This is a genomic window from Streptomyces sp. DS1-CR2 (assembly GCF_055760475.1).
The window spans coordinates 1,659,853-1,682,910 of the sequence record NZ_CM147085.1 but is presented as its reverse complement, the minus strand read 5'-3'; the positions used below and the strand labels follow the sequence as shown (position 1 = coordinate 1,682,910).

General features: G+C 73.0%; 18 protein-coding genes and 4 pseudogenes. 11 read left to right on the top strand and 11 right to left on the bottom strand.

The genetic code is table 11. The features are described 5' to 3' along the window. Window positions 1-4: 4 nt before the first annotated feature. Window positions 5-871, bottom strand: coding sequence for an EamA family transporter (locus ACY0PA_RS08395; RefSeq protein ID WP_473084071.1), 867 nt, complete (start codon window positions 869-871; stop codon window positions 5-7). A 103-nt stretch (window positions 872-974) separates the two neighbouring features. On the opposite strand from ACY0PA_RS08395, the gene ACY0PA_RS08390 reads away from it, so the two are divergent. From ACY0PA_RS08390 to ACY0PA_RS08380, 3 genes and pseudogenes are all read left to right on the top strand, one after another. Continuing rightward, a complete protein-coding gene (locus ACY0PA_RS08390; protein WP_473084070.1) occupies window positions 975-1,547 on the top strand; it encodes a helix-turn-helix domain-containing protein in 573 nt (190 codons plus the stop codon). 43 nt (window positions 1,548-1,590) lie between these two features. Further along, window positions 1,591-2,147: pseudogene (locus ACY0PA_RS08385) on the top strand (YbaK/EbsC family protein). Between the two features lie 97 nt (window positions 2,148-2,244). Further along, on the top strand, window positions 2,245-3,102 hold the full coding sequence (locus tag ACY0PA_RS08380) for a hypothetical protein (RefSeq protein ID WP_473084069.1): 858 nt from the start codon (window positions 2,245-2,247) through the stop codon (window positions 3,100-3,102). 27 nt (window positions 3,103-3,129) lie between these two features. On the opposite strand, the gene ACY0PA_RS08375 is transcribed toward ACY0PA_RS08380, so the two are convergent. From ACY0PA_RS08375 to ACY0PA_RS08365, 3 genes and pseudogenes are all read right to left on the bottom strand, one after another. After that, a complete protein-coding gene (locus ACY0PA_RS08375) occupies window positions 3,130-3,537 on the bottom strand; it encodes a CoA-binding protein (protein ID WP_473084068.1) in 408 nt (135 codons plus the stop codon). A gap of 93 nt (window positions 3,538-3,630) precedes the next feature. Further along, window positions 3,631-3,741: pseudogene (locus ACY0PA_RS08370) on the bottom strand (M56 family peptidase); the annotation flags it as partial. Between the two features lie 14 nt (window positions 3,742-3,755). Further along, entirely contained in the window at window positions 3,756-5,732 is a 1,977-nt protein-coding gene (locus tag ACY0PA_RS08365; RefSeq protein ID WP_473084067.1) for an APC family permease, read from the bottom strand. Window positions 5,733-5,903: 171 nt separating this feature from the next. Between ACY0PA_RS08365 and ACY0PA_RS08360 the strand changes: the two genes are divergently transcribed. The 3 genes from ACY0PA_RS08360 to ACY0PA_RS08350 all read left to right on the top strand — a co-directional run bounded on the left by ACY0PA_RS08360 (window position 5,904) and on the right by ACY0PA_RS08350 (window position 10,783). Continuing rightward, on the top strand, window positions 5,904-6,530 hold the full coding sequence (locus tag ACY0PA_RS08360) for a YigZ family protein (RefSeq protein WP_473084066.1): 627 nt from the start codon (window positions 5,904-5,906) through the stop codon (window positions 6,528-6,530). 96 nt (window positions 6,531-6,626) lie between these two features. After that, a complete protein-coding gene (locus ACY0PA_RS08355) occupies window positions 6,627-7,790 on the top strand; it encodes an exonuclease SbcCD subunit D (protein WP_473084065.1) in 1,164 nt (387 codons plus the stop codon). After that, window positions 7,787-10,783, top strand: coding sequence for an AAA family ATPase (locus ACY0PA_RS08350; protein ID WP_473084064.1), 2,997 nt, complete (start codon window positions 7,787-7,789; stop codon window positions 10,781-10,783). The genes ACY0PA_RS08355 and ACY0PA_RS08350 overlap by 4 nt, the downstream gene beginning before the upstream one ends. A 27-nt stretch (window positions 10,784-10,810) precedes the next feature. On the opposite strand, the gene ACY0PA_RS08345 is transcribed toward ACY0PA_RS08350, so the two are convergent. Continuing rightward, on the bottom strand, window positions 10,811-11,266 hold the full coding sequence (locus ACY0PA_RS08345; protein ID WP_116500112.1) for an Lrp/AsnC family transcriptional regulator: 456 nt from the start codon (window positions 11,264-11,266) through the stop codon (window positions 10,811-10,813). Window positions 11,267-11,412: 146 nt separating this feature from the next. Between ACY0PA_RS08345 and ACY0PA_RS08340 the strand changes: the two genes are divergently transcribed. Beyond that, complete coding sequence (locus ACY0PA_RS08340) at window positions 11,413-11,898, top strand: rhodanese-like domain-containing protein (protein ID WP_473084063.1); 486 nt, start codon at window positions 11,413-11,415, stop codon at window positions 11,896-11,898. A gap of 62 nt (window positions 11,899-11,960) precedes the next feature. Here the strand turns inward: ACY0PA_RS08340 and ACY0PA_RS08335 are convergent, their stop codons facing one another. Together ACY0PA_RS08335 and ACY0PA_RS08330 are read right to left on the bottom strand one after the other, a co-directional pair. Further along, window positions 11,961-13,664 carry a DUF885 domain-containing protein gene (locus tag ACY0PA_RS08335; protein ID WP_473084062.1) on the bottom strand — a complete coding sequence of 568 codons (1,704 nt, stop codon included), beginning with the start codon at window positions 13,662-13,664 and terminating at the stop codon, window positions 11,961-11,963. A gap of 35 nt (window positions 13,665-13,699) precedes the next feature. Then, window positions 13,700-14,194 carry an Lrp/AsnC family transcriptional regulator gene (locus ACY0PA_RS08330; RefSeq protein ID WP_473084061.1) on the bottom strand — a complete coding sequence of 165 codons (495 nt, stop codon included), beginning with the start codon at window positions 14,192-14,194 and terminating at the stop codon, window positions 13,700-13,702. 60 nt (window positions 14,195-14,254) lie between these two features. Between ACY0PA_RS08330 and ACY0PA_RS08325 the strand changes: the two genes are divergently transcribed. After that, window positions 14,255-15,466, top strand: a complete 1,212-nt coding sequence (locus tag ACY0PA_RS08325) for a trans-sulfuration enzyme family protein (RefSeq protein WP_473084060.1) — start codon at window positions 14,255-14,257, stop codon at window positions 15,464-15,466. Window positions 15,467-15,647: 181 nt separating this feature from the next. On the opposite strand, the gene ACY0PA_RS08320 is transcribed toward ACY0PA_RS08325, so the two are convergent. From ACY0PA_RS08320 to ACY0PA_RS08310, 3 genes and pseudogenes are all read right to left on the bottom strand, one after another. Further along, window positions 15,648-17,099 carry a GNAT family N-acetyltransferase gene (locus ACY0PA_RS08320; RefSeq protein ID WP_473084059.1) on the bottom strand — a complete coding sequence of 484 codons (1,452 nt, stop codon included), beginning with the start codon at window positions 17,097-17,099 and terminating at the stop codon, window positions 15,648-15,650. Between the two features lie 93 nt (window positions 17,100-17,192). Further along, on the bottom strand, window positions 17,193-18,779 hold the full coding sequence (locus ACY0PA_RS08315) for an alkaline phosphatase D family protein (RefSeq protein WP_473084058.1): 1,587 nt from the start codon (window positions 18,777-18,779) through the stop codon (window positions 17,193-17,195). A 188-nt stretch (window positions 18,780-18,967) separates the two neighbouring features. After that, window positions 18,968-19,756: pseudogene (locus ACY0PA_RS08310) on the bottom strand (aminotransferase class I/II-fold pyridoxal phosphate-dependent enzyme); the annotation flags it as partial. Here ACY0PA_RS08310 and ACY0PA_RS08305 point away from each other — a divergent pair. After that, window positions 19,755-19,949, top strand: a pseudogene (locus tag ACY0PA_RS08305) (EamA family transporter); the annotation flags it as partial. The pseudogenes ACY0PA_RS08310 and ACY0PA_RS08305 sit on opposite strands and share 2 nt — an antisense overlap. A gap of 84 nt (window positions 19,950-20,033) precedes the next feature. On the opposite strand, the gene ACY0PA_RS08300 reads toward ACY0PA_RS08305, so the two are convergent. Further along, complete coding sequence (locus ACY0PA_RS08300) at window positions 20,034-20,864, bottom strand: alpha/beta fold hydrolase (protein ID WP_473084057.1); 831 nt, start codon at window positions 20,862-20,864, stop codon at window positions 20,034-20,036. Window positions 20,865-21,046: 182 nt separating this feature from the next. Between ACY0PA_RS08300 and ACY0PA_RS08295 the strand changes: the two genes are divergently transcribed. Then, window positions 21,047-21,925 carry an RNA polymerase sigma-70 factor gene (locus tag ACY0PA_RS08295; protein WP_473084056.1) on the top strand — a complete coding sequence of 293 codons (879 nt, stop codon included), beginning with the start codon at window positions 21,047-21,049 and terminating at the stop codon, window positions 21,923-21,925. 287 nt (window positions 21,926-22,212) lie between these two features. Further along, on the top strand, window positions 22,213-22,980 hold the full coding sequence (locus ACY0PA_RS08290) for a GntR family transcriptional regulator (protein WP_473084055.1): 768 nt from the start codon (window positions 22,213-22,215) through the stop codon (window positions 22,978-22,980). Window positions 22,981-23,058 lie beyond the last annotated feature (78 nt).

The window sequence follows — 23,058 nt, the reverse complement described above, 5'->3', positions numbered from 1 at the left end:
GGCCCTAACCCGTCGCCAGCAGCACCGTGCCCACCAGCGCGAGGCCCGCCCCCGCGGCCTGTACCCCGCGCAGCCGCTCGCCGAGGAAACCGCGCGCGGCCAGCGCCGTCACCACGGGGTAGAGCGAGGCGAGCACGGCGGCCACGGTGACCGGGCCCTGCTGCGCGGCCATCGCGTACGTGCCGTTGGCCGCCACGTCGGCGAGGCCCACGAACGCCAGCGCCGGGAGTGCCGACCGGACGACCTTCATCCCGCCGTACTCGGGAAGCGCCCGGCCGCCGCGCCGCACGGACACGTACAGGGCCGTGCTGCCCGCCGCCACATTCGTCACCCGCTGCACGAAGAGCGCCAGGAAGAGTCCCGTCACGGTGGTCGAGGCCTCCGCGATCAGGGCCATCACCGCGCCGAAGCCGAACGCCGCGAGCAGCGTGAGCAGGACGGCCTGGCGCTGCACGGGCGCGCCCCTGAACTGCGGACCGCCGGCCAGGATCACCCCTGCGACGGCCACGCCGATGCCCGCGAACTGGAGCAGCCCCGGACGCTCCCCGAGCACCAGGCCGACAGCCACGGGGACGGTGACGCCCAGCGAGCCGAGCGGCGAGACGACGCCCATCGGGCCGAGGGCGAGGGCCTTGTAGAAGGCGAGCATGGCGACCGGGCCGACGAGACCGGCCGCGACCGCGAACCACAGCTGCGGACCCGCTTCGCTCCAGGCGCCGGTCGCGGCCACGATCGCGCCGAGCACCGCGACGGCGATGCCCTGTGAGACCACCACGACCGTGAGCGCGGGCGTTCGCCGGGTGAGGAGCCCTCCGCCGAAGTCGGCCAGGCCCCACATGAGGCTGGTGGCCAGGGCGAAGAGTGCTGTCATGGTCTGCCTCGCAGTACAGTGTGGTGAACATCGGTGAATGCTTTGTTGCACCACACGTTAGTTCAATGAATTGAACTCTGTCATCCAGAATATTGGACGGAATGTGTCGGACCTCGATCTGCTGACCCAGTCCCTCGGCCGTAACGTCAAGCGCTGGCGCACCGAGCGGGGCTTCACCCTGGACGGTCTCGCCACCCGCGCCGGAGTCAGCCGCGGCATGCTCATCCAGATCGAGCAGGCCCGCACCAACCCCAGCATCGGCACCGTCGTCAAGATCGGTGACGCGCTCGGCATCAGCATCACCACCCTGCTCGACTACGAACAGGGCCCGAAGGTCCGCATCGTCCCGCCCGAGCAGGCCGTGCGCCTGTGGAGCACGGAAGGCGGCAGCTACAACCGCCTGCTCGCCGGGACCGAGGCCCCCGGCCCCCTGGAGATGTGGGACTGGCGCCTGGAGCCGGGCGACGGCAGCGGCTCCGACCCCCACCCCGCGGGCACCGTCGAGCTGCTCCATGTGACGGCCGGGGAGCTGACCCTGGTCGTGGACGGCACCGAGTACCGCGTGCCCGCCGGATCCAGCGTCTCGTTCGAGGCCGACTCCTCGCACACGTACCGCAACGACGGCGCCGAGGCGATGGAGATGACCATGGCCGTATCGGTGCCGCTCGTACGCTGAGGCGCCCGACTCACCCGCCCCGGACGGCTGTTAGCGTGCCGGCATGCGCGCACCCATCGGAAATTTCGACCGTGTCCGCCCCGCTCCCGAAGCGCTCGACCTGCTCACGGATCCGGTGGCCGACGCCGTACGCAACTGGCACGGCACGGTCCCGGCGGAGCAGCTGATCCACGTCGACACCGAGCCCGAGTGGGCGGACACGGCCACGTTCGTCGAGCACTACGGCCCCGAGCTGCTCCAGGACTCCGCGAACTGCGTCGTCGTCGCGGGCAAGCGCGGCGGTGAGACGACGCTCGCCGCCTGCCTGGTCCTCTCCGGCACCCGGGTCGACGTCAATGGCGTCGTACGGCGTCAACTGGGCGCCCGTAAGGCGTCGTTCGCCCGATGGAGACGGCCACCGGGGCCACCGGCATGGAGTACGGCGGCATCACCCCGATCGGGCTGCCCGCCGACTGGCCGCTCCTCGTGGACGCGGCGGTCGTCGACCGGCCGCACGTCCTGATCGGCAGCGGAACGCGCCGCGGCAAGCTCATCGTGCCCGGCAAGGCGTTCCTCGACCTGCCCGGCGCGGTCGTCCTCGAAGGGCTCGGCGTGAACTGATCCGCCCGCCGGTGAACGAACCCGGCGGCCGCCGCGTCTGAGGAGCGGCTCCGTGCAGCGGCGCGGGGCAGGGGCTCGGAAGCGGGTGGGGCGAGGAATGAGAATCCGGACGGCGGCCGTGCTGGTGGCGGCGTTGGTGTCGCTGGTGTCCGTGGCGGCCTGCGATGCGGGCACGCCGGTCCCCGAGGACCTGGTGGTGACCGGATCCTCGCCGGCCGCCCCCTACCGCGGGCCGCTCAAGGCGAAGGCGCCCGACATCGACGGTGACGAGGACGACGTCCAGGGCGGGGGCGCCTCCGTCCTCGCCCTCGAATGCGCGGGCAAGCCGTACCAGGGCGGCGGCGGGGACGACGGCTGGGGCGCGTCGGACGGCGCGGACTCGCCGGACCAGGCCCTGAGCGCGCTCGTGGCCGACGAATTCTCCCGGTCCCTGCCGCGCCGCGGCTATCGCGTCGAGCGCGAGGCGGGCCGCCGCGTCCTGTACTCGTACGACGTCGGCAGCCGCACCCGCGTGGCCGTGATCGTCGCCAAGGATCTGCCGCGCAGGCCGGGTTGGGGTCTGGAGACGTATGCGCAGTGCGATCCGTCCGAATTCGCCCGCCGGGACCGCGCGCACCTCGACATCCAGGTGTGGGCGGACCGCGCGGGGCGACCGGCCCCCGCGTCCGAGATCTTCAGCACGGCCGGCCCCGAGCACTGCGACTGGCAGTCGGCGGAGTTCCTCCACCTCGGCGACCACCAGTACCTGCGGGACCCCGAGCACACGCTGCCCCGTGAACTCCTGCACTCCTCGTACGCGCCGAAGACGGAGCTGCCCGACGGGGCCACGGACACCGGATACCGCGACGGCCGACGCCAACTGTGGCTCGCCGCCGACAAGGCGGACGCGTATGTACGCACCGGGAGCGTTGTGGAGCGGTGGCCGGGGGCGATCGAGCCGATCGCGTGCATGTGAGGACGGGGACGCTCAGGCTGGAGCGCTTCAGGCCAGGCGCGGGATCTCGATCGCCGGGCATGTGTCCATGACCATGGCGAGGCCCGCCTCGCGCGTGCGGTCGTACGCCGCCTCGTCGATCACGCCGAGCTGGAACCAGACCGCTTCCGCGCCGATCGCGCGGGCCTCGTCGGCCACCTGGCCCGCGAGGTGGGAGTTGACGAAGACGTCGACCACGTCGACCTTGAACGGGATCTCGTCGAGGGACGTGTAGCCCTGCTCGCCGTGGACCGTCTCCGCCTTCGGGTGGACCGGGACGACGCGCTTGCCGAAGCGCTGGAGGACCTCGGCGACGCCGTACGCGGCGCGCGCCCTGTTCGACGAGAGGCCCACGACCGCCCAGGTGTCACCGAGCTCCGTGAGGATCCTGCGGACCGTCTCCTGATCGCCGTACATGCGCTGCCTCCTGGTGTCGACGGGCGTTGTCCGTGGTCAACAGGGCGGTGCCCTGCGGGATTCCCGCCGGACGAGGCCATCACTCCTGTGACGGCCGTCCAGGAGACGGGTCGCGGTGCGCGGGTGGAGATGCTGCTCGGCCAGGCGCGCCACGGGTCGTGCCGTCAGCGGCAGCACCAGCGGCAGGAGGACGAAGACGCCCATCGCCCGGCTCAGTCTCAGCCCACGTGGACGCGGGGCCGCAGGGCGGGGTCGGGCTCGGCGCGGCGCAGCACCTCGCGGGTGACCGGCGCGACCTCGCCGTCGCCGAACACCAGGAAGCGCAGCAGATGGCTGACGGGGTGGCCCTCGGTCCAGTTGAAGTACGCGTGCGGCACCTCGCCCGTGCGGGTCCGCAGGCTCATCAGGACGGCCGCGATGGTGTTCGGCACGCCCGCGCCCCGGACGCGCAGGCGGCGTACGCCGTGCTTCTCGTCGCCACGGACCTCCACCGGCGCGGTGAAGTCCGACGAGTCGTGGACGAAGACCTCCAGGAACAGGACGGGCCGCCCGTCCGGGATGTGGGTCTGCTCGCGCTGGCTGTACTCCTTGGCGCGGTACTCGGCCTTTGAGTGCTCGTCGGGCTCGTTCGCGATGATCCGCAGCGGGCCGTGGCTCGCGGCCTCGTCGATGATCCGCGCCGCCGTCGCGTCGAACGTGACGTCGCCCGCCCGCAGTTCGAACGCGCGGTGCACGCGCGACGCGAACGAGGTGAGGAGGATCCCGACGATGAAGAGGAGGGCGATCTTGATTCCGTCGGGCCGCTCGATGACGTTCGTGACGAGCGTGTACCCGAACACGGCGGTGATCGCCCCGAAGCCGATGGTCGCGGCCCGGCGCCCGCGCGAGCGCACCGCGACCGTCGACGCGAACGACGCCGACAGCATCAGGACCAGGACACCGGTCGCGTACGCGCCGCTCTGGTCGTCGACGTTCGCGTTGAACCAGAGCGTGATGAAGACCGCGATCGCCATGAACAGGAGCACCAGCGGGCGGACGGCGCGCGTCCACTCCGGGGCCATGCCGTAGCGCGGCAGATAGCGCGGCACGAGGTTGAGGAGCCCCGCGAGTGCGGAGGCGCCGGCGAACCACAGGATGGCGATGGTGGAGACGTCGTACACCGTGCCGAAGCCCTCGCCCAGGTACTGGTGCGCGAGGAACGCGAGGGCGCGGCCGTTGGCCGGGCCGCCGCTCTGATACGCGGACTGGGGGATGAGGATGGTCGTCGCGAGGCTGGAGAGCAGCAGAAAACCGCTCATGATCAGCGCGGCGGTGGTGAGCAGCTTACGGGTGTCCCGCACCCGTCCCGCGGGCCGCTCGTACGTGTCCGTGGCGTCGCCGCGTACCTGAGGCATCACGGCGACGCCCGTCTCGAAGCCGGACATGCCGAGCGCCAGCTTCGGGAAGACGAGGAGCGCCACGCCGATCATCGCGGCGGGCGAGGAGTGCGCGGCGGTCATGGCGTCCCACCAGTTTCCGACCTTCACCGGCTCGGTGAGGACGTGCCACGCGGCGGATATGAGGACGACGACGTTCAGCATGAGATATAGGGCGACGAGCACGACCGCCACCCGTATCGCCTCACGGAATCCCTTGAGGAACACCGCGCCGAGGCCCGCCACCAGGAACAGCGTGATCCAGGTGTTCGCGCCGTCGAGCGCGGCGGGCGCGAAGGGGTTCTCGACGACGTGCGCCGCGGCGTCCGCCGCCGACAGCGTGATCGTGATCATGAAGTCCGTGGCGGCGAACCCGAGCAGCACAAGGACGAACAGCTTCCCCGCCCACCACGGAAGGAGCCGTTCCAGCATCGCGATGGAACCCTCGCCGTTCGGGGACTCCTTGGCGACGCGGCGGTAGACCGGCAGCGCGCCGCCGAGCGTGAGCGCGATCAGGACCAGGGTGGCCAGCGGGGAGAGCAGTCCCGCAGCGAGGGCGGCGATGCCCGGCTGGTACCCCAGGGTCGAGAAGTAGTCCACGCCCGTCAGGCACATCACCCGCCACCAGGTGTGGCCCTTGTGCTCGGCCGGCGGTGTGCCGTGCGGTCCCGGATGCCGGGCCGTCGTCTCGCTCAGACCTTCGAGGAGCCAGGACCGCCATCGTGGGGACGGCGGCCGGACGGCCGTGCTTTCGGCGCGTTCGGCCTGCGTGCCGGTCATGGGCGGAACTGCTTTCTGTCGTGCCAGTACGGACCCGGGGGTGCATCCGCGCAGGAAGCCGCAGGACAGAACGCCCCGCGACGCTGCGACGACGAGCGAGTATTCACCACCGCGTGACCCGGGCGACGGGCGGGGGCGAGCGAACCCCGGCACGCGGCATACGCTGGCCGGATGCAGGACGAGTACCGCACCGTGGCCCGTGAGGGCGTGCACGAGACCGAGATCAACCGCTCCCGGTTCCTGTGCGCGCTCGCGCCCGCGGCCACCGAGCGCGAGGCCCAGGACTTCGTGGCGCGCATCCGCAAGGAGCACCCCACCGCGTCCCACAACTGCTACGCGTACGTCATCGGCGCCGACGCCTCCGTGCAGAAGGCGAGCGACGACGGCGAACCGGGCGGCACGGCGGGCGTCCCCATGCTCCAGATGCTCACGCGCCGCGAGATGCGGTACGTCGTCGCCGTCGTGACCCGCTACTACGGAGGCGTGAAGCTCGGCGCGGGCGGCCTCATCCGCGCCTACGGAGGAGCGGTCGGCGAGGCGCTCGACGCACTGGGCACCCTCACCCGCCGCCGCTTCCGGCTCGCCACCGTCACCGTCGACCACCAGCGCGCCGGCAAGGTGCAGAACGATCTGCGGTCCACAGGACGTGAGGTGCGTGACGTCCATTACGGGGAAGCGGTCACGATCGAGATCGGTCTGCCGGACGCCGACGTGAACGCGTTCCGCGCGTGGCTCGCCGATGTCACCGCCGGCACCGCGGAGTTCGAGCTGGGGGGAGAGGCGTACGGGGACGCGTGACCGGCACCGGCGGGCGGGACGCGTGCGCGGCGCAGCAGGTACCGGTACGCGAGTAGCCGCCCGTGATGTCCGACCCGCCCGTTAGTCTCGGGGATCATGAGGCTGCTGCACACTTCCGACTGGCATCTCGGCCGGGCGTTCCACCGGGTGAACATGCTCGGCGCCCAGGCCGAGTTCATCGGTCACCTCATCGCGACCGTCCGTGAGCGCGACGTCGACGCGGTGGTCGTGTCGGGCGACGTGTACGACCGCGCGGTGCCGCCTCTCGCCGCGGTCGAGCTGTTCGACGACGCCCTGCACCGCCTCGCCGAGCAGGGCATCCCCACGGTGATGATCTCCGGGAACCATGACTCGGCGCGCCGCCTCGGCGTCGGCGCCGGGCTCATCGGCCGCGCCGGCATCCACCTGCGCACCGACCCCGGCGCCTGCGCGACCCCCGTCCTGATCCCGGACGCCACGGGTGACGTGGCCTTCTACGGACTGCCCTATCTCGAACCGGCGCTGGTGAAGGACGAGTTCGCGGTGTCGAAGCCGGGCCACGAGGCCGTCCTGACCGCCGCCATGGACCGGGTGCGGGCCGATCTCGCCGAGCGCCCGGCAGGCACCCGGTCCGTCGTCCTCGCGCACGCCTTCGTCACCGGCGGCGAGGCCAGCGACAGCGAGCGCGACATCACTGTCGGCGGAGTCGCCGCCGTCCCCTCCGGCGTCTTCGACGGCGTCGACTATGTGGCGCTCGGCCATCTGCACGGCAGCCAGGTCATCTCCGAGCGCGTGCGCTACTCCGGCTCGCCGCTCCCGTACTCCTTCTCCGAGGCCGACCACCGCAAGAGCATGTGGCTCGTCGACCTGGACGCGGGCGGCTTCGCGGCCGCCGAGCGCGTCGACTGCCCCGTCCCCAGGCCGCTCGCCCGGATCCGCGGGGACCTCGCGGACCTGCTCGCGCGTCCGGACCTCGCCACGCACGAGGAGGCGTGGGTCGAGGCCACCCTCACCGACCCGGTCAGGCCCGACGACCCCATGGCCCGCCTCACCGAGCGGTTCCCGCACACCCTCAGCCTCGCCTTCGACCCGCAGCGCGCCCCCGAGGACCCCGACATCTCGTACGCGCAGCGGCTCAAGGGGCGCGACGACCAGCAGATCGCGGAGGACTTCGTTTCCCACGTGCGCGGCGCCGGACCCGACGAACGCGAGCGCGCCGTCCTGCGGGAGGCGCTCGACGCCGTACGCATCGACGACACCCGGCGCGAGGTCGCCCGATGAGGCTCCACCGGCTGCGGATCACCGCCTTCGGACCCTTCGGCGCAAGCCAGGAAGTCGACTTCGACGACCTGTCATCGGCGGGCCTCTTCCTGCTCCACGGCCCGACGGGCGCCGGGAAGACCTCCGTCCTCGACGCCGTCTGCTACGCCCTGTACGGCTCGGTGCCCGGCGCCCGGCAGGGCAGCGGCCAGGGCACGTCCCTGCGCAGCGACCACGCCGCACCCGGCACGCGCACCGAGGTCGCCCTCGACCTCACCGTCGCGGGCCGCCGCCTGGAGCTGACCCGGCAGCCTCCGTGGGAGCGCCCCAAGAAGCGCGGCACGGGCACCACGACGGACAAGGCCCAGAGCCGGCTGCGCGAGTACGACGCCACGGCCGGCACCTGGAAGGACCTCAGCCGCTCCCACCAGGAGATCGGCGAGGAGATCAGCCAGCTCCTCGGCATGAGCAAGGAACAGTTCTGCCAGGTCGTCCTGCTGCCGCAGGGGGACTTCGCGCGGTTCCTGCGGGCCGATGCCGAGGCCCGCGGCAAGCTCCTCGGCCGGCTCTTCGACACCCGGCGCTTCGCCGCGGCCGAGCAGCGGCTCGCAGAGCGGCGCCGCGCCGCCGAGAGCGAAGTGCGCGCGGCGGACGCCGAGTTGCTCGCCGACGCCCACCGTATGCAGCAGGCCGCGGGGAACATAGTCGAACTGCCCGCCACCGACGCCGCGCCCGGCGACCCCGGGCTCGCCGACTCCGTCCTCACCTGGGCCGCCGTCGCCCGCTCCACCGCTCGCGAGCGGCTCACCGCCCTGCACCTCGCGCTGACCGCCGCCGACGCGGCCCGCACCGAGGCGCAGCGCGACCTGGCCGCCGTACAGGAAGTGCAGCGGCTGCAGCGGCGGTTCGAGGAGGCGCGGGAGCGGGCCGCTCGGCTCGACGAGCGGGCAGACGAGCACCGGCGGGTCCAGGAGCGCATGGCGTGGGGCCGCAAGGCCGAGGCCGTCGCCCCCGCACTCGCGCTGCGCGAGGCCGCGGAAACCGAACACCGCAGGGCCACGAGCGAGGACACACGCGCGCGTGCCGCGCTGCCCGAGTCGTACGACGGCGCCGGCGCGGCGGGCCTCGCCACCGCCGCGCGGAAGTCGGCCGAGGAGCTGGGCGGCCTGGAGTCCGCCCGGCGCGCCGAGCTGCGCCTGACGGAACTCGCCGGGCAGCGCCACGGACTCGACCGCGAGGAGCGCGCCGACGACGAGCTGCTCCAGGACGCGGCGAGCTGGCTCGACGGCTGGGACAGCGCCCGGGCCGCGCTCCAGGACGCCGTCGAGTCCGCGCAGGACGCCGCGACGCGCGCCGAGCACCTGGCGGGTCAGCTGGAGCCCGCGCAGCAGAAGCTGGAGTCCGCCCGGCGCCGCGACCGGCTCACCGGCGAGGCCGCCGACGCCCGGACCCGCACCCTGCGCGCCCGTGAGGACGCCGCGGCCGCCCATGAACACTGGCTCGGCCTCAAGGAACAGCGGCTGAACGGGATCGCGGCCGAGCTGGCCGCGCAGCTCGTCCCCGGCGAGAGCTGCGCGGTGTGCGGGTCCACCGACCACCCCGACCCCATGCGCAAGACCGCGGAGCACGTGGGCCGCGACGCCGAGGAGTCCGCCCTCGCCGCGTACCGCCGCGCGGACGACGCGCGCACCGCGCAGGAGAGCCGGCTCGCCGCAGTGCGCGAGTCACTGGCCGCCGCGACGGCCGCCGCCGGAGAGGCATCCGCCCTGGAACTCGCCGATGCGGCCGACGAGTTGCGCGCGCGACACGCCGAGGCGCGCGGCCTCGCCTCCGGGCTGCACGCCGCGCGTGAGGCCCTCGGTCAGGCCGAGGGCGAGCACGACCGCAGACTCGCCGCGCAGCAGGAAGCCGCACGTCGCGCCGTCGCCCGCGCCACCCTGCGCGAAAGCGTCGACCGCGAACAGGGCGTCCTGGAGCGCGAGTTGGCGCAGGCACGCGGGACGGAGGCCAGTGTCGGCGCGCGCGCCGCACAGCTGGAGCGCCTCGCGGCGCAGCTCACGGCCGCCGCGGACGCAGCCCGCGACGCCGACGACTGTGCCAAGCGGCTCAAGGACGCCGACGCGCGACTCGCCGACGCGGCGTTCCGCGCCGGGTTCGACACGCCGGAGGCCGCCGGCGCCGCCCTCCTGGACGACGCCCAGCATCGGCAGCTGCAACACCGGCTCGACGCCCGCCAGTCCGAGGAGGCCGCGGTGCGCGCCGTACTCGCCGAGCACGAAACTGCGGCAGCGGCCCGGCTGGCGCCCGCCGATGTGGCCGCGGCGCGGCATGCCGCCGAGGCGGCCGACCGACGGGTGCGCGAGGCGGCCTCCGCGCGCGACGACGCGGCTCGCCGCTGCACCGAGATCGACCGGCTCTCGGCCCGCTGCGCCACGGCCGTGCGACGGCTCGCACCGCTGCGCGCCGCGTACGACCGCGTGGCGCGCATGGCAGGCCTCGCCGCCGGGACGTCCGCGGACAACGAGCGCAAGATGCGCCTGGAGTCCTATGTGCTCGCGGCCCGGCTCGAACAGGTCGCGGCCGCCGCGACCGCGCGGCTGGCCCGCATGTCGTCGGGCCGCTACACGCTCGTGCACTCCGACGGCCGTTCGGGGCGCGGCCGTTCGGGCCTCGGCCTGCATGTCGTCGACGCCTGGACGGGGCGCGAACGGGACACCGCGACACTCTCCGGCGGCGAGACGTTCTTCGTGTCGCTGGCCCTCGCCCTCGGCCTCGCGGACGTCGTCACGGACGAGGCGGGCGGCGTGCGCCTCGACACACTCTTCATCGACGAGGGCTTCGGCAGCCTCGACGACCAGACCCTGGACGAGGTGCTCGACGTCCTGGACTCCCTGCGCGAGCGGGACCGCAGCGTCGGCATCGTCAGCCACGTCGCCGACCTGCGGCGCCGGGTGCACGCGCAGCTGGAGATCGTGAAGGGGCGGTCGGGGTCGGTCGTACGGCAGCGGACCTGAGCCCGGCCGTGGCTGCCCGGCGGCGGGTCAGTGGCCGAGCGGGCGCCGGGGGAGCGGGGACGAGTAGACCACGCTGGTCGTCACCGAGCCGAGCGCGCCGATCCTGCCGGAAACCTCCTCCAGGTGCTTCATCGAGCGCGCCGCGACCTTGATGACGAAGCAGTCGTCGCCGGTCACGTGGTGCGCCTCAAGGATCTCCGGCGTCACCTCGACGAGGTCGTGGAACGGCTTGTAGTGCCCGTTCGGATAGCGCAGCCGTACGAACGCCAGGATGGGCAGGCCGATCCGCTCGGGGACGACCACCGCCGCGTACCCCGCGATCACCCCGGCCTCCTCGAGGCGCTTCACTCGCTCGGTGACGGCGCTCGCGGACATGGAGACGGCCCGTGCGAGCTCGGCGTAACTCGCCCGGCCCTCGCGCTGGAGGACGTCGAGGATGCGCCAGTCGGTGGCGTCGGGGGTGTACGGGGATTCACCGGTCATGCGGCAGGAATAGCAGGGACATCCCCGGCAGATCAAGAGGGATGCCGGGGATCATCACTTCAGGAAGATCGCCACGGACCGTAGATTTCTGGTCGAGGGCGGCACCGTCGTGCGGCCCGCAGCGATCCGCCAGGGAGGCCGACATCATGACCGCGACCACCACCGTCACCCCGAACGCCGTGCTCCGTGTGCCCCCGGCGTCCCCCGCCGCGGCCGCCGCCTACTTCGGCGCGAGCCTCGCCTTCCACGCCGACGTGTCCGACGTCGCCTCGGCGCTCACCGCGGGCGGGGACCCGGGCTTCTTCGTCATCGACACCCGCTCCACCGTCTCGTGGGACCAGGGGCACGTACCCGGCGCCGTCCACCTGCCCACCGCGCTCATCGCCGAGCAGGCCGAACAGCTCCTCGACAAGTCCGTGCCCGTCGTCACGTACTGCTGGGGCCCGGGCTGCAACGGAGCCACGCGCGCGGCTCTCGCCCTCGCCGAACTCGGCTTCCAGGTCAAGGAGATGCTCGGCGGCTTCGAGTACTGGGCGCGGGAGGGCTTCGCGTACGAGACGTGGGAGGGGCCCGCGCAGAGCGACGCCGACCCGCTGACGGCGCCGGTGGACTCGGACGACTGCGGCTGCTGAGCGAGCACCGGGAACGTGGATGTGCGGGCGGCAGCCGCCAAGTGCCGCCGCCCGCAGTCGAGTTACAGCTGGGACAGCTCGTCCACCAGGTCGTCGAGGCCCAGCGATCCCTGCGAGAGAGCCGCCATGTGCCAGGCCTTCGCGTCGAACGCCTCCCCGTGCCTCGCCTGCGCGTTGGCGCGGCCGAGCAGCCACGCGCGCTCGCCCAGCTTGTAGCCGATGGCCTGCCCGGGAATGGACAGATAGCGGGTCAGCTCGCTCTCCACGAAGTCCGCGGGCCGGCTGCTGTGCGCGCCGAAGAACTCCTGCGCGAGGCCGGGCGTCCACCGCTCGCCCGGGTGGAACGGCGAGTCCGCCGGGATCTCCAGCTCCAGATGCATGCCGATGTCGACGATGACGCGGGCCGCGCGCATCATCTGCGCGTCCAGATACCCGAGCCGCCGCTCGGCGTCCGTGAGGAAGCCCAGTTCGTCCATCAGGCGCTCCGCGTACAGGGCCCACCCCTCGGCGTTGGCGCTCACCATGCCGACGCTCGCCTGGTAGCGGGAGAGGCTGTCCGCGACGTGCGTCCACTGCGCGAGCTGGAGATGGTGGCCGGGCACGCCCTCGTGGTACCAGGTGGAGACCAGGTCGTAGACGGGGAACCGGGTCTGGCCCATCGTCGGCAGCCAGGTGCGCCCCGGCCGCGTGAAGTCCTCGGACGGCGCCGTGTAGTAGGGCGCCGCGGCGCTGCCCGCCGGGGCGATTCTGGACTCCACCTTCCGTACCCGCTCCGCGAGTTCGAAGTGGGTGCCGTCGAGGGCCTCGATCGCCTCGTCCATCACGCTCTGGAGCCAGCGCTGCACCTCCTCCACACCCTCGATGTGCGTGCCGTGCTCGTCGAGGTGCGCGAGCGCCACCCACGGCGTCGCGGCGCCGGGAAGGATCTTCTCCGCCTCGGTCCTCATCTCGCCGAGCAGGCGGTGGTACTCCGCCCAGCCGTACGCGTACGCCTCGTCGAGGTCGAGGTCCGTGCCGTTGTAGTAGCGCGACCAGCGGGCGTACCGCTCGCGGCCCACCGTGTCGGGCGAGCCCTCGATCGCGGGCGCGTACACGTCGCGCATCCAGTTGCGCAGCTCGACCACCGCGGCCGTCGCGGCGCTGCCGGCCTCGTCGAGCTCGGCGCGCAGCGCGTCGGGTCCGTCCACGGTGAAGTCCTCGAACCAGCCGTGCCCTTCGCCCGCCCACTCGGTGAGCTGCTCGATGAACGTGGCGGTCGGCCGCGGTCCGCCGTGGAGCTTCTTCTCCAGGCCCAGCGACAGCGTCTCGCGGTACCCGGCGAGCGCCCCGGGCACGGCGCGCAGCCGCTCCGCGACGGCCGCCCAGTCCGCGTCCGTCGCGGTCGGCGTGAGGGTGAAGACCTCCCGCACGTTGTGCACCGGCCCGCCCAGATTGGTGACGGCCCGCAGGTTCTCCTCGGCGTCGTGCACGGCGAGTTCGGCCGTGAGCCGCTCCCGCAGGAGCCGGCCGCAGCGGCGCTCGGCCGCGCTGTCGGCCCCGGGCCTGCGCTCGGCCTCGTCGAGCCGCGCGAGGGTCGCCCGCGCGAGATCGGCGAGGGCCTCCTGACCGGCGGGTGAGAGGTCGGGCAGCTTGCTGTGGCTCTCGGGCACGCCGAGGTAGGTACCGGTGACGGGGTCGAGGGCGATGAGCTCGTCGACGTAGGCGTCGGCGACTTCGCGCGGGAGCGGTCCGGTGACGGCTGCTGCTGTGGCTGACGAATCTGACATGCCGCCATCGTCGTACGGGGTGGGGGGCCGCGTCATCAAGATTCACCGACGGCGTCGGCGGACGGGGGCAGCAGCGGGCCGCACTCCCACTGCTGGAAGATCAGCCGTGTCTCGACGCGCGCCACCTCGCGGTGCGCCGTGAACTCGTCGAGTACCAGACGCTGGAGGTCGGCGGTGTCACGCACGGCGACATGCACCAAGTAGTCGTCGGGGCCCGTCAGATGGAAGACCGACCGCGCTTCCGGCAGCGTCCGGATCCGCTCCACGAACGGGCCGACCAGCTCGCGCCGGTGCGGCCGCACCTGCACCGAGAGCAGCGCCTGGAGCCCGCGGCCCAGCTTCGCCGGGTCGAGGCGCAGCTGATGCCCGAGGATCACGCCGGACCGGCGCAGCCGGGTCACGCGGTCGAGGCACGTGGACGGCGCGACGCCGACCTGCGCGGCGAGGTCCCGGTAGGTGATGCGGGCATCGTTCTGGAGGAGGCGCAGTAGGTGCAGATCAACCGGATCAAGTACGACGGAATCGGCCATCGGCCGAACGTAGCACGGGATCTGTCCTAAGAACCCCGGCCGTTGTTCAGGCTGCCGTCCATGGACAACGACCTGTACGCAGGGATGCGCCCGGGCCCCGCCCACCGGCGCGCCCTGGCCACCGAAGCCGTGCACGCCGGCCGCGACGACCTCGCGGGACTCGGTCTGCACGCCCCGCCCATCGACCTGTCCACCACCTACCCGTCGTACGACAGCCGCGGCGAGGCCGCCCGCATCGACGCGTTCGCGGCGGACGGCGTCGTCGACGAGGGCCCGCCGGTGTACGCCCGGCTCGGCAACCCGACCGTCGGCCGCTTCGAGACCGCGCTCGCCCGGCTCGAAGGGACCGAGAGCGCGGTCGCCTTCGCGAGCGGCATGGCGGCCCTGACCGCGGTGCTGCTCGTACGCAACGGCGCCGGGCTGCGCCATGTCGTCGCCGTCCGGCCGCTGTACGGATGCAGCGACCACCTCCTCACTGCGGGGGCGCTCGGCACGGAGGTGACCTGGGTGGACCCGGCGGGCATCGCGGACGCGATCCGGCCCGACACCGGGCTCGTGATGGTGGAGTCACCCGCCAATCCGACGCTCGCCGAGCTCGATCTGCGGGCCGTGGCCCACTCGTGCGGAACGGTGCCGCTCCTCGCCGACAACACCTTCGCCACGCCGGTGCTCCAGCGGCCCGTCGAGCACGGCGCGCGGCTGGTGCTGCACAGCGCGACCAAGTTCCTCGGCGGGCACGGTGACGTCATGGGCGGGGTCGTGGCCTGCGACGAGGCGTTCGCCCGGCAGCTGCGCCAGGTGCGGTTCGCGACGGGCGGCGTGCTGCATCCGCTCGCCGGCTATCTGCTCCTGCGCGGCCTCGCGACGCTGCCGGTGCGCGTGCGGGCGGCGTCGGCGACGGCGGCCGAACTGGCGGCGCGCCTGTCCGGGGACCCGCGTATCGCGCGCGTGCACTATCCGCGGATCGGCGGCGCGATGGTCGCCTTCGAGACCGTGGGCGACCCGCACGAGGTGATCCGTACGGTCCGCCTGGTCACGCCCGCCGTCAGCCTCGGCAGCGTCGACTCGCTCATCCAGCACCCGGCGTCCATCAGCCACCGCATCGTCGACGCCGGCGACCGCAGGTCGGCGGGCGTGAGCGACCGGCTGCTGCGGCTTTCGGTGGGACTGGAGGACGTCGAGGACCTGTGGGCGGACCTGGACCAGGCATTGGGGGAGCCGGGCGCTGTCACGGGGCGTGCGGCCGAGGCGCGCCTGCGGGTGCCGGAGTGACGTAGAGGCGCTTGCCCGGACCGGAGAGACGCAGGAGGGGACCGGTCCGGGCCGGACAGACGCAGGAGGGGATCGGTCCGGGCCGGAGAGAAGCAGGAGGGGATCGGTCCGGGCCGGACAGACGCAGGAGGGGACTGGTCCGGGCCGGCTCGCGCGGAGCCGGTCCCGGCCGGCCCGGTCCTCAGTGCCGGTCGGCCTGCTCGTACGCCGCGCGGGGCCCCTCGTACGGCAGCTGCGACCTGACCGGAGTCGCCTCCAAGCGCGCCGTGATCACCAGCGTGCCCTCCTCGATCTGGTAGTCGAGGGGCAGTCCGAGGCCGCGCATCGCGGCGACCATCCCGGTGTTGGACGCCTGCGTGACGGCGTACACGCTCTCGCAGCCCGCCTCGATCGCCATCGCGACCAGGCGGCCGAGCAGCTCGGTGCCGATGCCGCGGCGCTGCCAGTCGTCCTCGACGAGCAGCGCGATCTCCGTCTCGTCGCCGTCCCACAGCAGATGCCCGAGGGCGACGATGCGGCCCGACGCGGTCTGCGCGGCGAGCGTGCGGCCGAAGCGGGGGCTGAGCAGGTGGTTGAGGTAGCGGTCCGCGTTGCCGACGGGCCCGTGGTAGCGCTTGCTCAGGGTCGCGCGGGAGCAGCGCTCCTGCATGGCCTTGGCCGCCTCCACGTCGTTCGAGTCGGCCCGGCGCACGGTGATCGCTTTGCCCTCGGGGAGCGTCAGGACGTCCTGGCTGCGCGGGATGCGCGGGCCGAGCCGCGCGTCGAGCTCGACCAGGGCGCGGGCGCGCGCGAACTCGGTGGGCGTGAACGGCAGATACGGCCGCTCCACGGTGATCACGCCGCCTTCCGGGGCCCGGAGCCGAATCACGGTCCCTTCGAGTGCCCCCTCCACGGGAGCGCTCTCGGGCCTTCGGCCGCTCATGGTCGTGGCCGGGAGCGACCTGATGGTGCACCGGCCGAGCAACTGGCGCAGGGCGAGCGGGAGTTCAGCCGCGTCCAGGGCCGTGCGCGTGGCGAGACCGAGGATGCGGGTGGGCGCGTCCACGAGGTCGTGGGCGTCGGCCCGCTCGATCCAGGTGCCGGAGCCGCCGGCTTGGGACACGACCCGGGTGAGTCCGGCGGCGGGCAGGTCCTGCGGCGCGCGCAGCAGGAACTCGTCCGCGGTGCCCTCGCCCAGCGGATGCGTCTGGAGGCTCAGGATGTCGACCTGCAGCGAGGCGAGCGCCGTGCACAGCGCCGCGAGCGACCCCGGCTCGTCACGGACCGTCGTCCGCATGCGCCACAGCGCGGTGGCCGTGGCCTCGTTCGTGGTCTGCTGGCCGGCGCCCGCGGGGACCTCTGTGTCGGGCCGTTCCGACAGCCCGGCGCGCTCCGTGGGGAGCCGCCGGGCGTCGGTATCGCCTGCCGGGGGTGCGTGGTTGTGGCGGCGTGCCCACCATGTGTGGAATCCGGCCGTGGCGAGGAGCGCGACCGCCGAGATGGCGAGCAGCGCGGGGCCGCCCGGGCCGTGACCGACGAGGTTCGCCACGGCGTCCGCGACGGCCACGGCCGTGAACAGGGCGGCGAGCTCGACGACGTCGCGCCGCCAGTGGTGGACGGGGCGGCCGTTCCTGGTTCGCGTCACATCAGACATGTCTGGACTCATGCAGCCACTGTGAAGGAACGGTGTTGCGTGATCACGAACGCTTTGTGACCGATGGGTAAAGACTGCTTATGTCGCTTTAGTTCACTCCTGTCCTACCCGCCCCGGCTGAAGCACCTTCGAGAACAGCACGTCGCCGCCCTCCTGCCGCAGCCGTACCGTCAGCTCGCCGCTGCCGCCGTCGATGTCGACCTCGCCGAAGTACTGCGGGGTCTCCATCGGCGAGGTGTTGGCCCGGCCCGGCGCCTTGATGAAGCTCTGCTCCGGGCCGAAGGTGGCGTCCAGCTTCACCGCCTGGAAACCGCCCGCCGCCAGCGGACCCGAGACGAACTCCCAGAACGGCTCGAAGTCCTGGAACGCGGCGCGCGAGGGGTCGTAGTGCTGCGCCGACGTGTAGTGCACGTCCGCCGTGAGCCACAGCGTGCCCGTGATCCGGTCGTGCTTGATGTGGCGCAGCAGCTCCGCGATCTGCAGCTCGCGGCCGAGCGGCGCTCCCGGATCGCCCTGGGCGACGGCCTCGAAGTTCACCTTGCCGTCGGCCACGACCAGGCCGAGCGGCATGTCGGAGGCGATCACCTTCCAGACGGCCCGCGACCGCGACAGCTCGCGCTTCAGCCAGGCCAGCTGCCGCGCGCCGAGGATCCCGGTCGCGTCGTCGGGCTGCCGGCCCGGGGAGTTGGCGTTGCGGTACGAGCGCATGTCGAGCACGAACACATCGAGCAGAGGGCCGTGCCGCAGGACCCGGTACACGCGCCCCTCGTCGTCGCCCGGGGGCAGGGTGGACACGGGGAAGTACTCGCTGAACGCCCTCAGGGAGCGCGCGGCGAGGACGTTCGTGTCCTTCTCCGTGTAGCGGGCGTCGTCCAGGATCTGGCCCGGGTACCAGTTGTTGTGCACCTCGTGGTCGTCCCACTGCGTGATCGTGGGCACCTGCGCGTTGAAGCGGCGCAGGTTCTCGTCGAGGAGGTTGTAGCGGAACGCGCCGCGGAACTCGGCCAGCGTCTCGGCGACCTTGGACTTCTCCTCGGTCGTGACGTTCCGCCACACACGGCCGTCCGGCAGCGTGACGCTGGGCAGGATCGGGCCGTCGGCGTAGATGTTGTCGCCGCTGCACAGGAAGAAGTCCGGGTCCAGGGCGCGCATGTCCTCGTACACGCGGTAGCCGCCGATGTCCGGGTTGATGCCCCAGCCCTGGCCCGCGATGTCGCCCGACCACAGGAAGCGCACCCCGTCGCGGCGGCCCACGGGGGTGGTGCGGAAGGTGCCGGTGACGGGTTCGCCCGTGCGGCGGGGGTCGTCGGGGTCGGCGAGCACCACGCGGTAGTGGATCTGCTCGCCCGGCGGCAGGCCGCGCAGGCGGGTGGTTCCCGTGAAGTCCGTGCCCGCGCCGATCAGCGGCCCGTGCCACCTGGTGGACCGGCGGAACGACTCCGTCGCGGAGGTCTCCACGATCATGCGGGCGGGCCGGTCGGAGCGCGTCCAGATCAGCCCCGAGTGCGCGCCGAGGTCCCCTGCCTGGACACCCCACGCCGCCTTCGGGCGACCCGACAGCGCGAAGGCCGGGGCTGCGGCCGAGCCCACGGCGGGCAGCGCCAGGGCGGCCGAAGCGGCGAGCGAGCCGCGCAGCACCCCGCGGCGGCCGGGCAGAGAACTCGGCGGACGGTGTGACATGAATACGCCTCCAGAAACGGGTTCCGACAGTGCGGTGCCACCACTGCGGGGGCGCCGCGGCGAAGCCACACCTACGGGCTCACCACGGCGCACACGCGAACCCCAAGTGAACAACTGCCCCTGGGGGTCGGGGAACCCGGCGCGCTGCGTCGCCTCACATGCCCACGCCGCCGCCCACGCGCGCGTGGGTGGGACGGCGTGGTCACCGCGGAGCGCACCCCCGCGTCCCGCAGCGGCCCGAGGGCCGGCCCTTCGCCGTCCAGGGGCAGCGGAGTCGTGCCGACACCGGCCGAGGCGAACAGCGAACCGAGATCGGGGCTCCCCGGGTCCTCGACGCCCACGGACCGCTCCCCGCGCGCGTGCACCACGAAACCCAGCAATGTCACCGCCTGTGCCACCCCGGAGCAGACGATGATCCGCTCCGGATCGGCGACCACGCCCCGCCGCCGCGCGAGGAGTTCGGCCAGCGCGGTACGCAGCCGGGGGATGCCCCGCGGATCCGGGTAGCCCAGCATGTGGTGCGGCAGTTCGGCCAGCACGCCGCGCAGCGCCGCCGCCCACGCGGCCCGCGGGAACAGCGACAGATCGGGACTGCCGGCCACGAAGTCGGCGCGCGTGCCCGGCGGACGGAGCGCCAGGTCCCGCACACCGGCCGCCGCCGCGGCACGCACCGCCCCGCCCACCCACGTACCCGCCCCGCGCCCGCTGCGCAGATACCCCTCGGCGGTCAACTGCTCGTACGCCTCGGTGATCAGCCCGCGCGAGACGCCCAGATCCGCCGCGAGATCGCGGCTCGACGGCATCCGTGTCCCGGGCGCGAGCCGCCCCGACCTGACGGCGTCCCGCAGCGCGGCCTGGAGACCGCGGCCACGCGCGCGTGCGGGCGCCGATGCGAGAGGAAGCAGTAACTCCCAGGCGGCGGAGGATGGTTGGCCGCCACCTTCTGCGGCACGCGAATTGGTCCCCGATGGCGTCATGAACGTGGACCTTAATCCGGGCCGCCGCTCTCCCTGGCGTCAGGGCGCACTGCTGTGGCAGGCCGCCGTCGTGACAGTGATCGGCTCCGTGTGCTGGTACATCGGCATGCAGCGCATCGGCACCGAGCGCGCCACCCTGTTCTCCGGCCTCATCCCCGTGGCGGCGGCGTGCACCGCGCCACTCGTCGGCACCGGGACGTACGGCGCCGCGCAGGCCGTGGGCAGCGCGCTCGTCGGCGCCGGAGTGGCCCTGGGCTCCGGCATGTTGGGCGCGCGGTCAGCGGCTGGTGTCCAGGATGACGCGGGAGACGAGCGCCGGGTCGTCGCTCATGGGGACGTGACCGCAGCCGGGCAGCCGCACGAGGCGGGCTCCGGGAACGGCGTGCTTGGCCCGGATGCCCTGGCGGCGCAGCAGCAGGCGGTCGCGGGTGCCCCAGGCGACGGTCACCGGGATGTCCGGCACGTCGTCCGTGAACTGCACCTCCAGGCCCGCGGCGAGCGTCTGCGCGAACCCGGGGGCGTGGCGCAGGGCCAGGGTCTCCGCGACGACCGCATCGGGTGAACGGCGGCCGGGGCGGGCGTAGATGGTGCTCGTCAGGGCCGCCCGGCCCGCGGCCGACCGGGACAGCCGCTCGATCGCCGGAACGGGCAGCACCCGCGCCCCCTGCCGCATCGCGCGCAGCGTGCAGAACGCGTAACGGAGCTCGGCCTGCGACCAGAACCCGCCGGGCGACAGCGCGGTGACCGACCGTACGAGCTTCTCGCGGCCGAGCTCCAGGGCCAGCAGACCGCCCAGGGAGTTGCCCGCCACGTGCGGCCGCTCGATGCCGAGGGCCGCGCAGAGCGAGCCCAGCGTCGCCGCCACCGTCGGCAGGTCGTAGGAGACGCCGTCGGGCAGCGCGGGAGAGGCGCCGAAGCCCGGCAGGTCGATGGCGATCACGTCGCGTTCGGCGGCCAGGACCGGGATCACGGGGGCCCAGGCCTGCCAGTGGTGGCCGATCCCGTGCAGGAGAAGCAGGGGCTCCCCGGTGCCCACGCGTTCGTACGCGACGGTCACCTCGCGGGGGCCATCGGGGGTTTCGATGCTGAAGGACACCTCTGTGGCCATGTCGCTCCCTGTCCCCGACGCCGGCGCGACGGTTCCTTAGACTGCCTGTCAGCAACAATTACCGCTCAGTAGCCTCCAGTTCAAGAGGGACGGGGGAGCGAAGCCCGGCGCGGAGCCGTTTGTGGTCACCGACGCACCGATTCCACCTGGACACGTGGCGCCGCGTCCGTTGGGATGGAGGGGTGGCAACCGACACCGTGATTGAGGTCTTCGAAGAACACCGGCCGGTCCTGATGGGGGTCGCCTATCGCATGCTGGGCCGCGTGGCCGACGCCGAGGACGTCGTCCAGGACGCCTGGCTGCGCTGGGCGCAGGCCGACCGCGACGAGGTGCGCGAACCACGCGCCTACCTCGTCCGCGTCGCCACCCGCCTGGCCATCGACCGGCTGCGGCAGGCGCAGACCCGGCGCGAGGCGTACGTGGGTCCCTGGCTGCCGGAGCCGCTGGTCACCGACTTCGGGCCGACCGTACCCGACACCGCGGAGGCGGCCGTACGCGCCGAGTCGGTGTCGCTCGCCGTCCTCGTCGTCCTGGAGTCCCTCTCGCCGCTGGAGCGCGCCGTGTTCGTGCTCCGCGAGGCGTTCGGGTTCCCGTACGCCGAGATCGCCACCACGCTCGAACGCAGCGAGTCCGCCGTGCGCCAGCTCGCGGGACGTGCCCGCAAGCACGTGGACGAGCGCCGGCCGCGCTTCGACGTCGACCCCGTCGAGCAGCGCGACCTCACCGAGCGCTTCCTCGCGGCCGCGACGGGCGGGGACCTGGAGGGACTGATGACGCTCCTCGCGCCCGACGCGCGTCTCGTCGGCGACAGCGGCGGCAAGTCCAAGGCGCCGCTGCGCGTCATCGAGTCCGCCGACAAGGTGGGCCGTTTCCTGCTCGGGGCCGCCAAGGGCGGCGGCGCCGGATTCACCTTCCGGATCGTGGAGGTCAATGGAGGGCCTGCCGTGCTCGCCCTCGTCGACGGCAAGCCGGACAGCGTCTTCCAGGTCGATGTGGCCGACGGTCACGTGCAGTGCGTATACATCATGCGCAACCCGGACAAACTCATGTCGCTCGCCTGAGGCTCTCCCTGCGGCCCTCTTTGTGGCGCTCTCCATGGCCGTCCCTGTGGCCACCAAAGCCCCCGCCCTGACCGGGCGGGGGCTCTCGTCGTTTCGCGAACGCGGTGTGAACGCTCTGCGGACCCTCATGAACGCTCTGCGGCAGAGCCCCCGAGGCCGCCGGAGCGGAGCGACGATTGGTCTTGACCAAGTCGGAGGGCGGGCCTACCCTCGCAGAGATAGTGCAGGAACCTTTAATAAACAAGGGCGCTAAACGCAGCCGGGACACGGCGATTGCGGAGGACAGGGTGGGGACCACGCAGTTGGAAACGGCGCCGGAGCCGAAGTACTGGCACCTCAAGACCGTGCTGACCGAGGCACTCGACTCCGAGTTCGCCGTGGGAGAGATCCTGCCGAACGAGCGGGACCTCGCGGCCCGCTTCGGAGTCGCCCGTGCCACGCTCCGCCAGGCGCTCGAACAGCTCGAACTCGAAGGCAGGCTCCAGCGCCGCCGTGGCGTGGGCACCACCGTCGCGCCGCCCCGTGTGGGCGTGGCGGTCGACTCGTCCGACGACCAGGAGTGGCCCGGCGCCGCCGACGGTGACGCCTGGCAGGCCGTCGACAGCGAGCTCGCGGTGCCGCCGCCCGCTGTGGCCCGCATCCTCGGCACCGCGCCCGACGAGCGCGTCCACCGGGTGCGCCGTACGCGCGTGTCACACGGCCAGCCCGTCGCCGCCGAGCTGCTGTACGTACCGTCGTCGTCCGTGGCCGAACTCTCCGCCATAGACGCACCGTCGGGCCCCTTCCGCGCGCGTTCCGTGCTGCGTGAGCTGCGGCGGCTCGGGCTCGAAGGGCAGGACCGCGCCGTCGAGCTGGGCTCGGCCCGCGCCGACGACGCGAAGGAGCTCGACCGGCTGCCGGGCGCGCCCGTCCTCGTCGTCACGACCCGGTTCTTCAGCGAGGGCGAGACCGCCGCGGTCTCCGTGGCCACCTACCGAGCCGACACGTGCCGCCTCACCTTCGGCGACTCGGGCGGCGTCGAGATCCACCACGGCCCGGACCGCCGCGCCTCCTGACCCGCGCACGCTGCAATCCGGGCGCGCCGCAATTCCGCGCACGCCGGGCGCGCCGCAATCCGTAAAGGCCCACCGTGA

Bases quoted from the DNA above. Each gene is read 5' to 3' on its own strand.
- ACY0PA_RS08395 (WP_473084071.1), bottom strand. From the start codon at position 871: ATGACAGCACTCTTCGCCCTGGCCACCAGCCTCATGTGGGGCCTGGCC.
- ACY0PA_RS08380 (WP_473084069.1), top strand. From the start codon at position 2,245: ATGAGAATCCGGACGGCGGCCGTGCTGGTGGCGGCGTTGGTGTCGCTG.
- ACY0PA_RS08375 (WP_473084068.1), bottom strand. From the start codon at position 3,537: ATGTACGGCGATCAGGAGACGGTCCGCAGGATCCTCACGGAGCTCGGT.
- ACY0PA_RS08365 (WP_473084067.1), bottom strand. From the start codon at position 5,732: ATGACCGGCACGCAGGCCGAACGCGCCGAAAGCACGGCCGTCCGGCCG.
- ACY0PA_RS08360 (WP_473084066.1), top strand. From the start codon at position 5,904: ATGCAGGACGAGTACCGCACCGTGGCCCGTGAGGGCGTGCACGAGACC.
- ACY0PA_RS08355 (WP_473084065.1), top strand. From the start codon at position 6,627: ATGAGGCTGCTGCACACTTCCGACTGGCATCTCGGCCGGGCGTTCCAC.
- ACY0PA_RS08350 (WP_473084064.1), top strand. From the start codon at position 7,787: ATGAGGCTCCACCGGCTGCGGATCACCGCCTTCGGACCCTTCGGCGCA.
- ACY0PA_RS08345 (WP_116500112.1), bottom strand. From the start codon at position 11,266: ATGACCGGTGAATCCCCGTACACCCCCGACGCCACCGACTGGCGCATC.
- ACY0PA_RS08340 (WP_473084063.1), top strand. From the start codon at position 11,413: ATGACCGCGACCACCACCGTCACCCCGAACGCCGTGCTCCGTGTGCCC.
- ACY0PA_RS08335 (WP_473084062.1), bottom strand. From the start codon at position 13,664: ATGTCAGATTCGTCAGCCACAGCAGCAGCCGTCACCGGACCGCTCCCG.
- ACY0PA_RS08330 (WP_473084061.1), bottom strand. From the start codon at position 14,194: ATGGCCGATTCCGTCGTACTTGATCCGGTTGATCTGCACCTACTGCGC.
- ACY0PA_RS08325 (WP_473084060.1), top strand. From the start codon at position 14,255: ATGGACAACGACCTGTACGCAGGGATGCGCCCGGGCCCCGCCCACCGG.
- ACY0PA_RS08320 (WP_473084059.1), bottom strand. From the start codon at position 17,099: ATGTCTGATGTGACGCGAACCAGGAACGGCCGCCCCGTCCACCACTGG.
- ACY0PA_RS08315 (WP_473084058.1), bottom strand. From the start codon at position 18,779: ATGTCACACCGTCCGCCGAGTTCTCTGCCCGGCCGCCGCGGGGTGCTG.
- ACY0PA_RS08300 (WP_473084057.1), bottom strand. From the start codon at position 20,864: ATGGCCACAGAGGTGTCCTTCAGCATCGAAACCCCCGATGGCCCCCGC.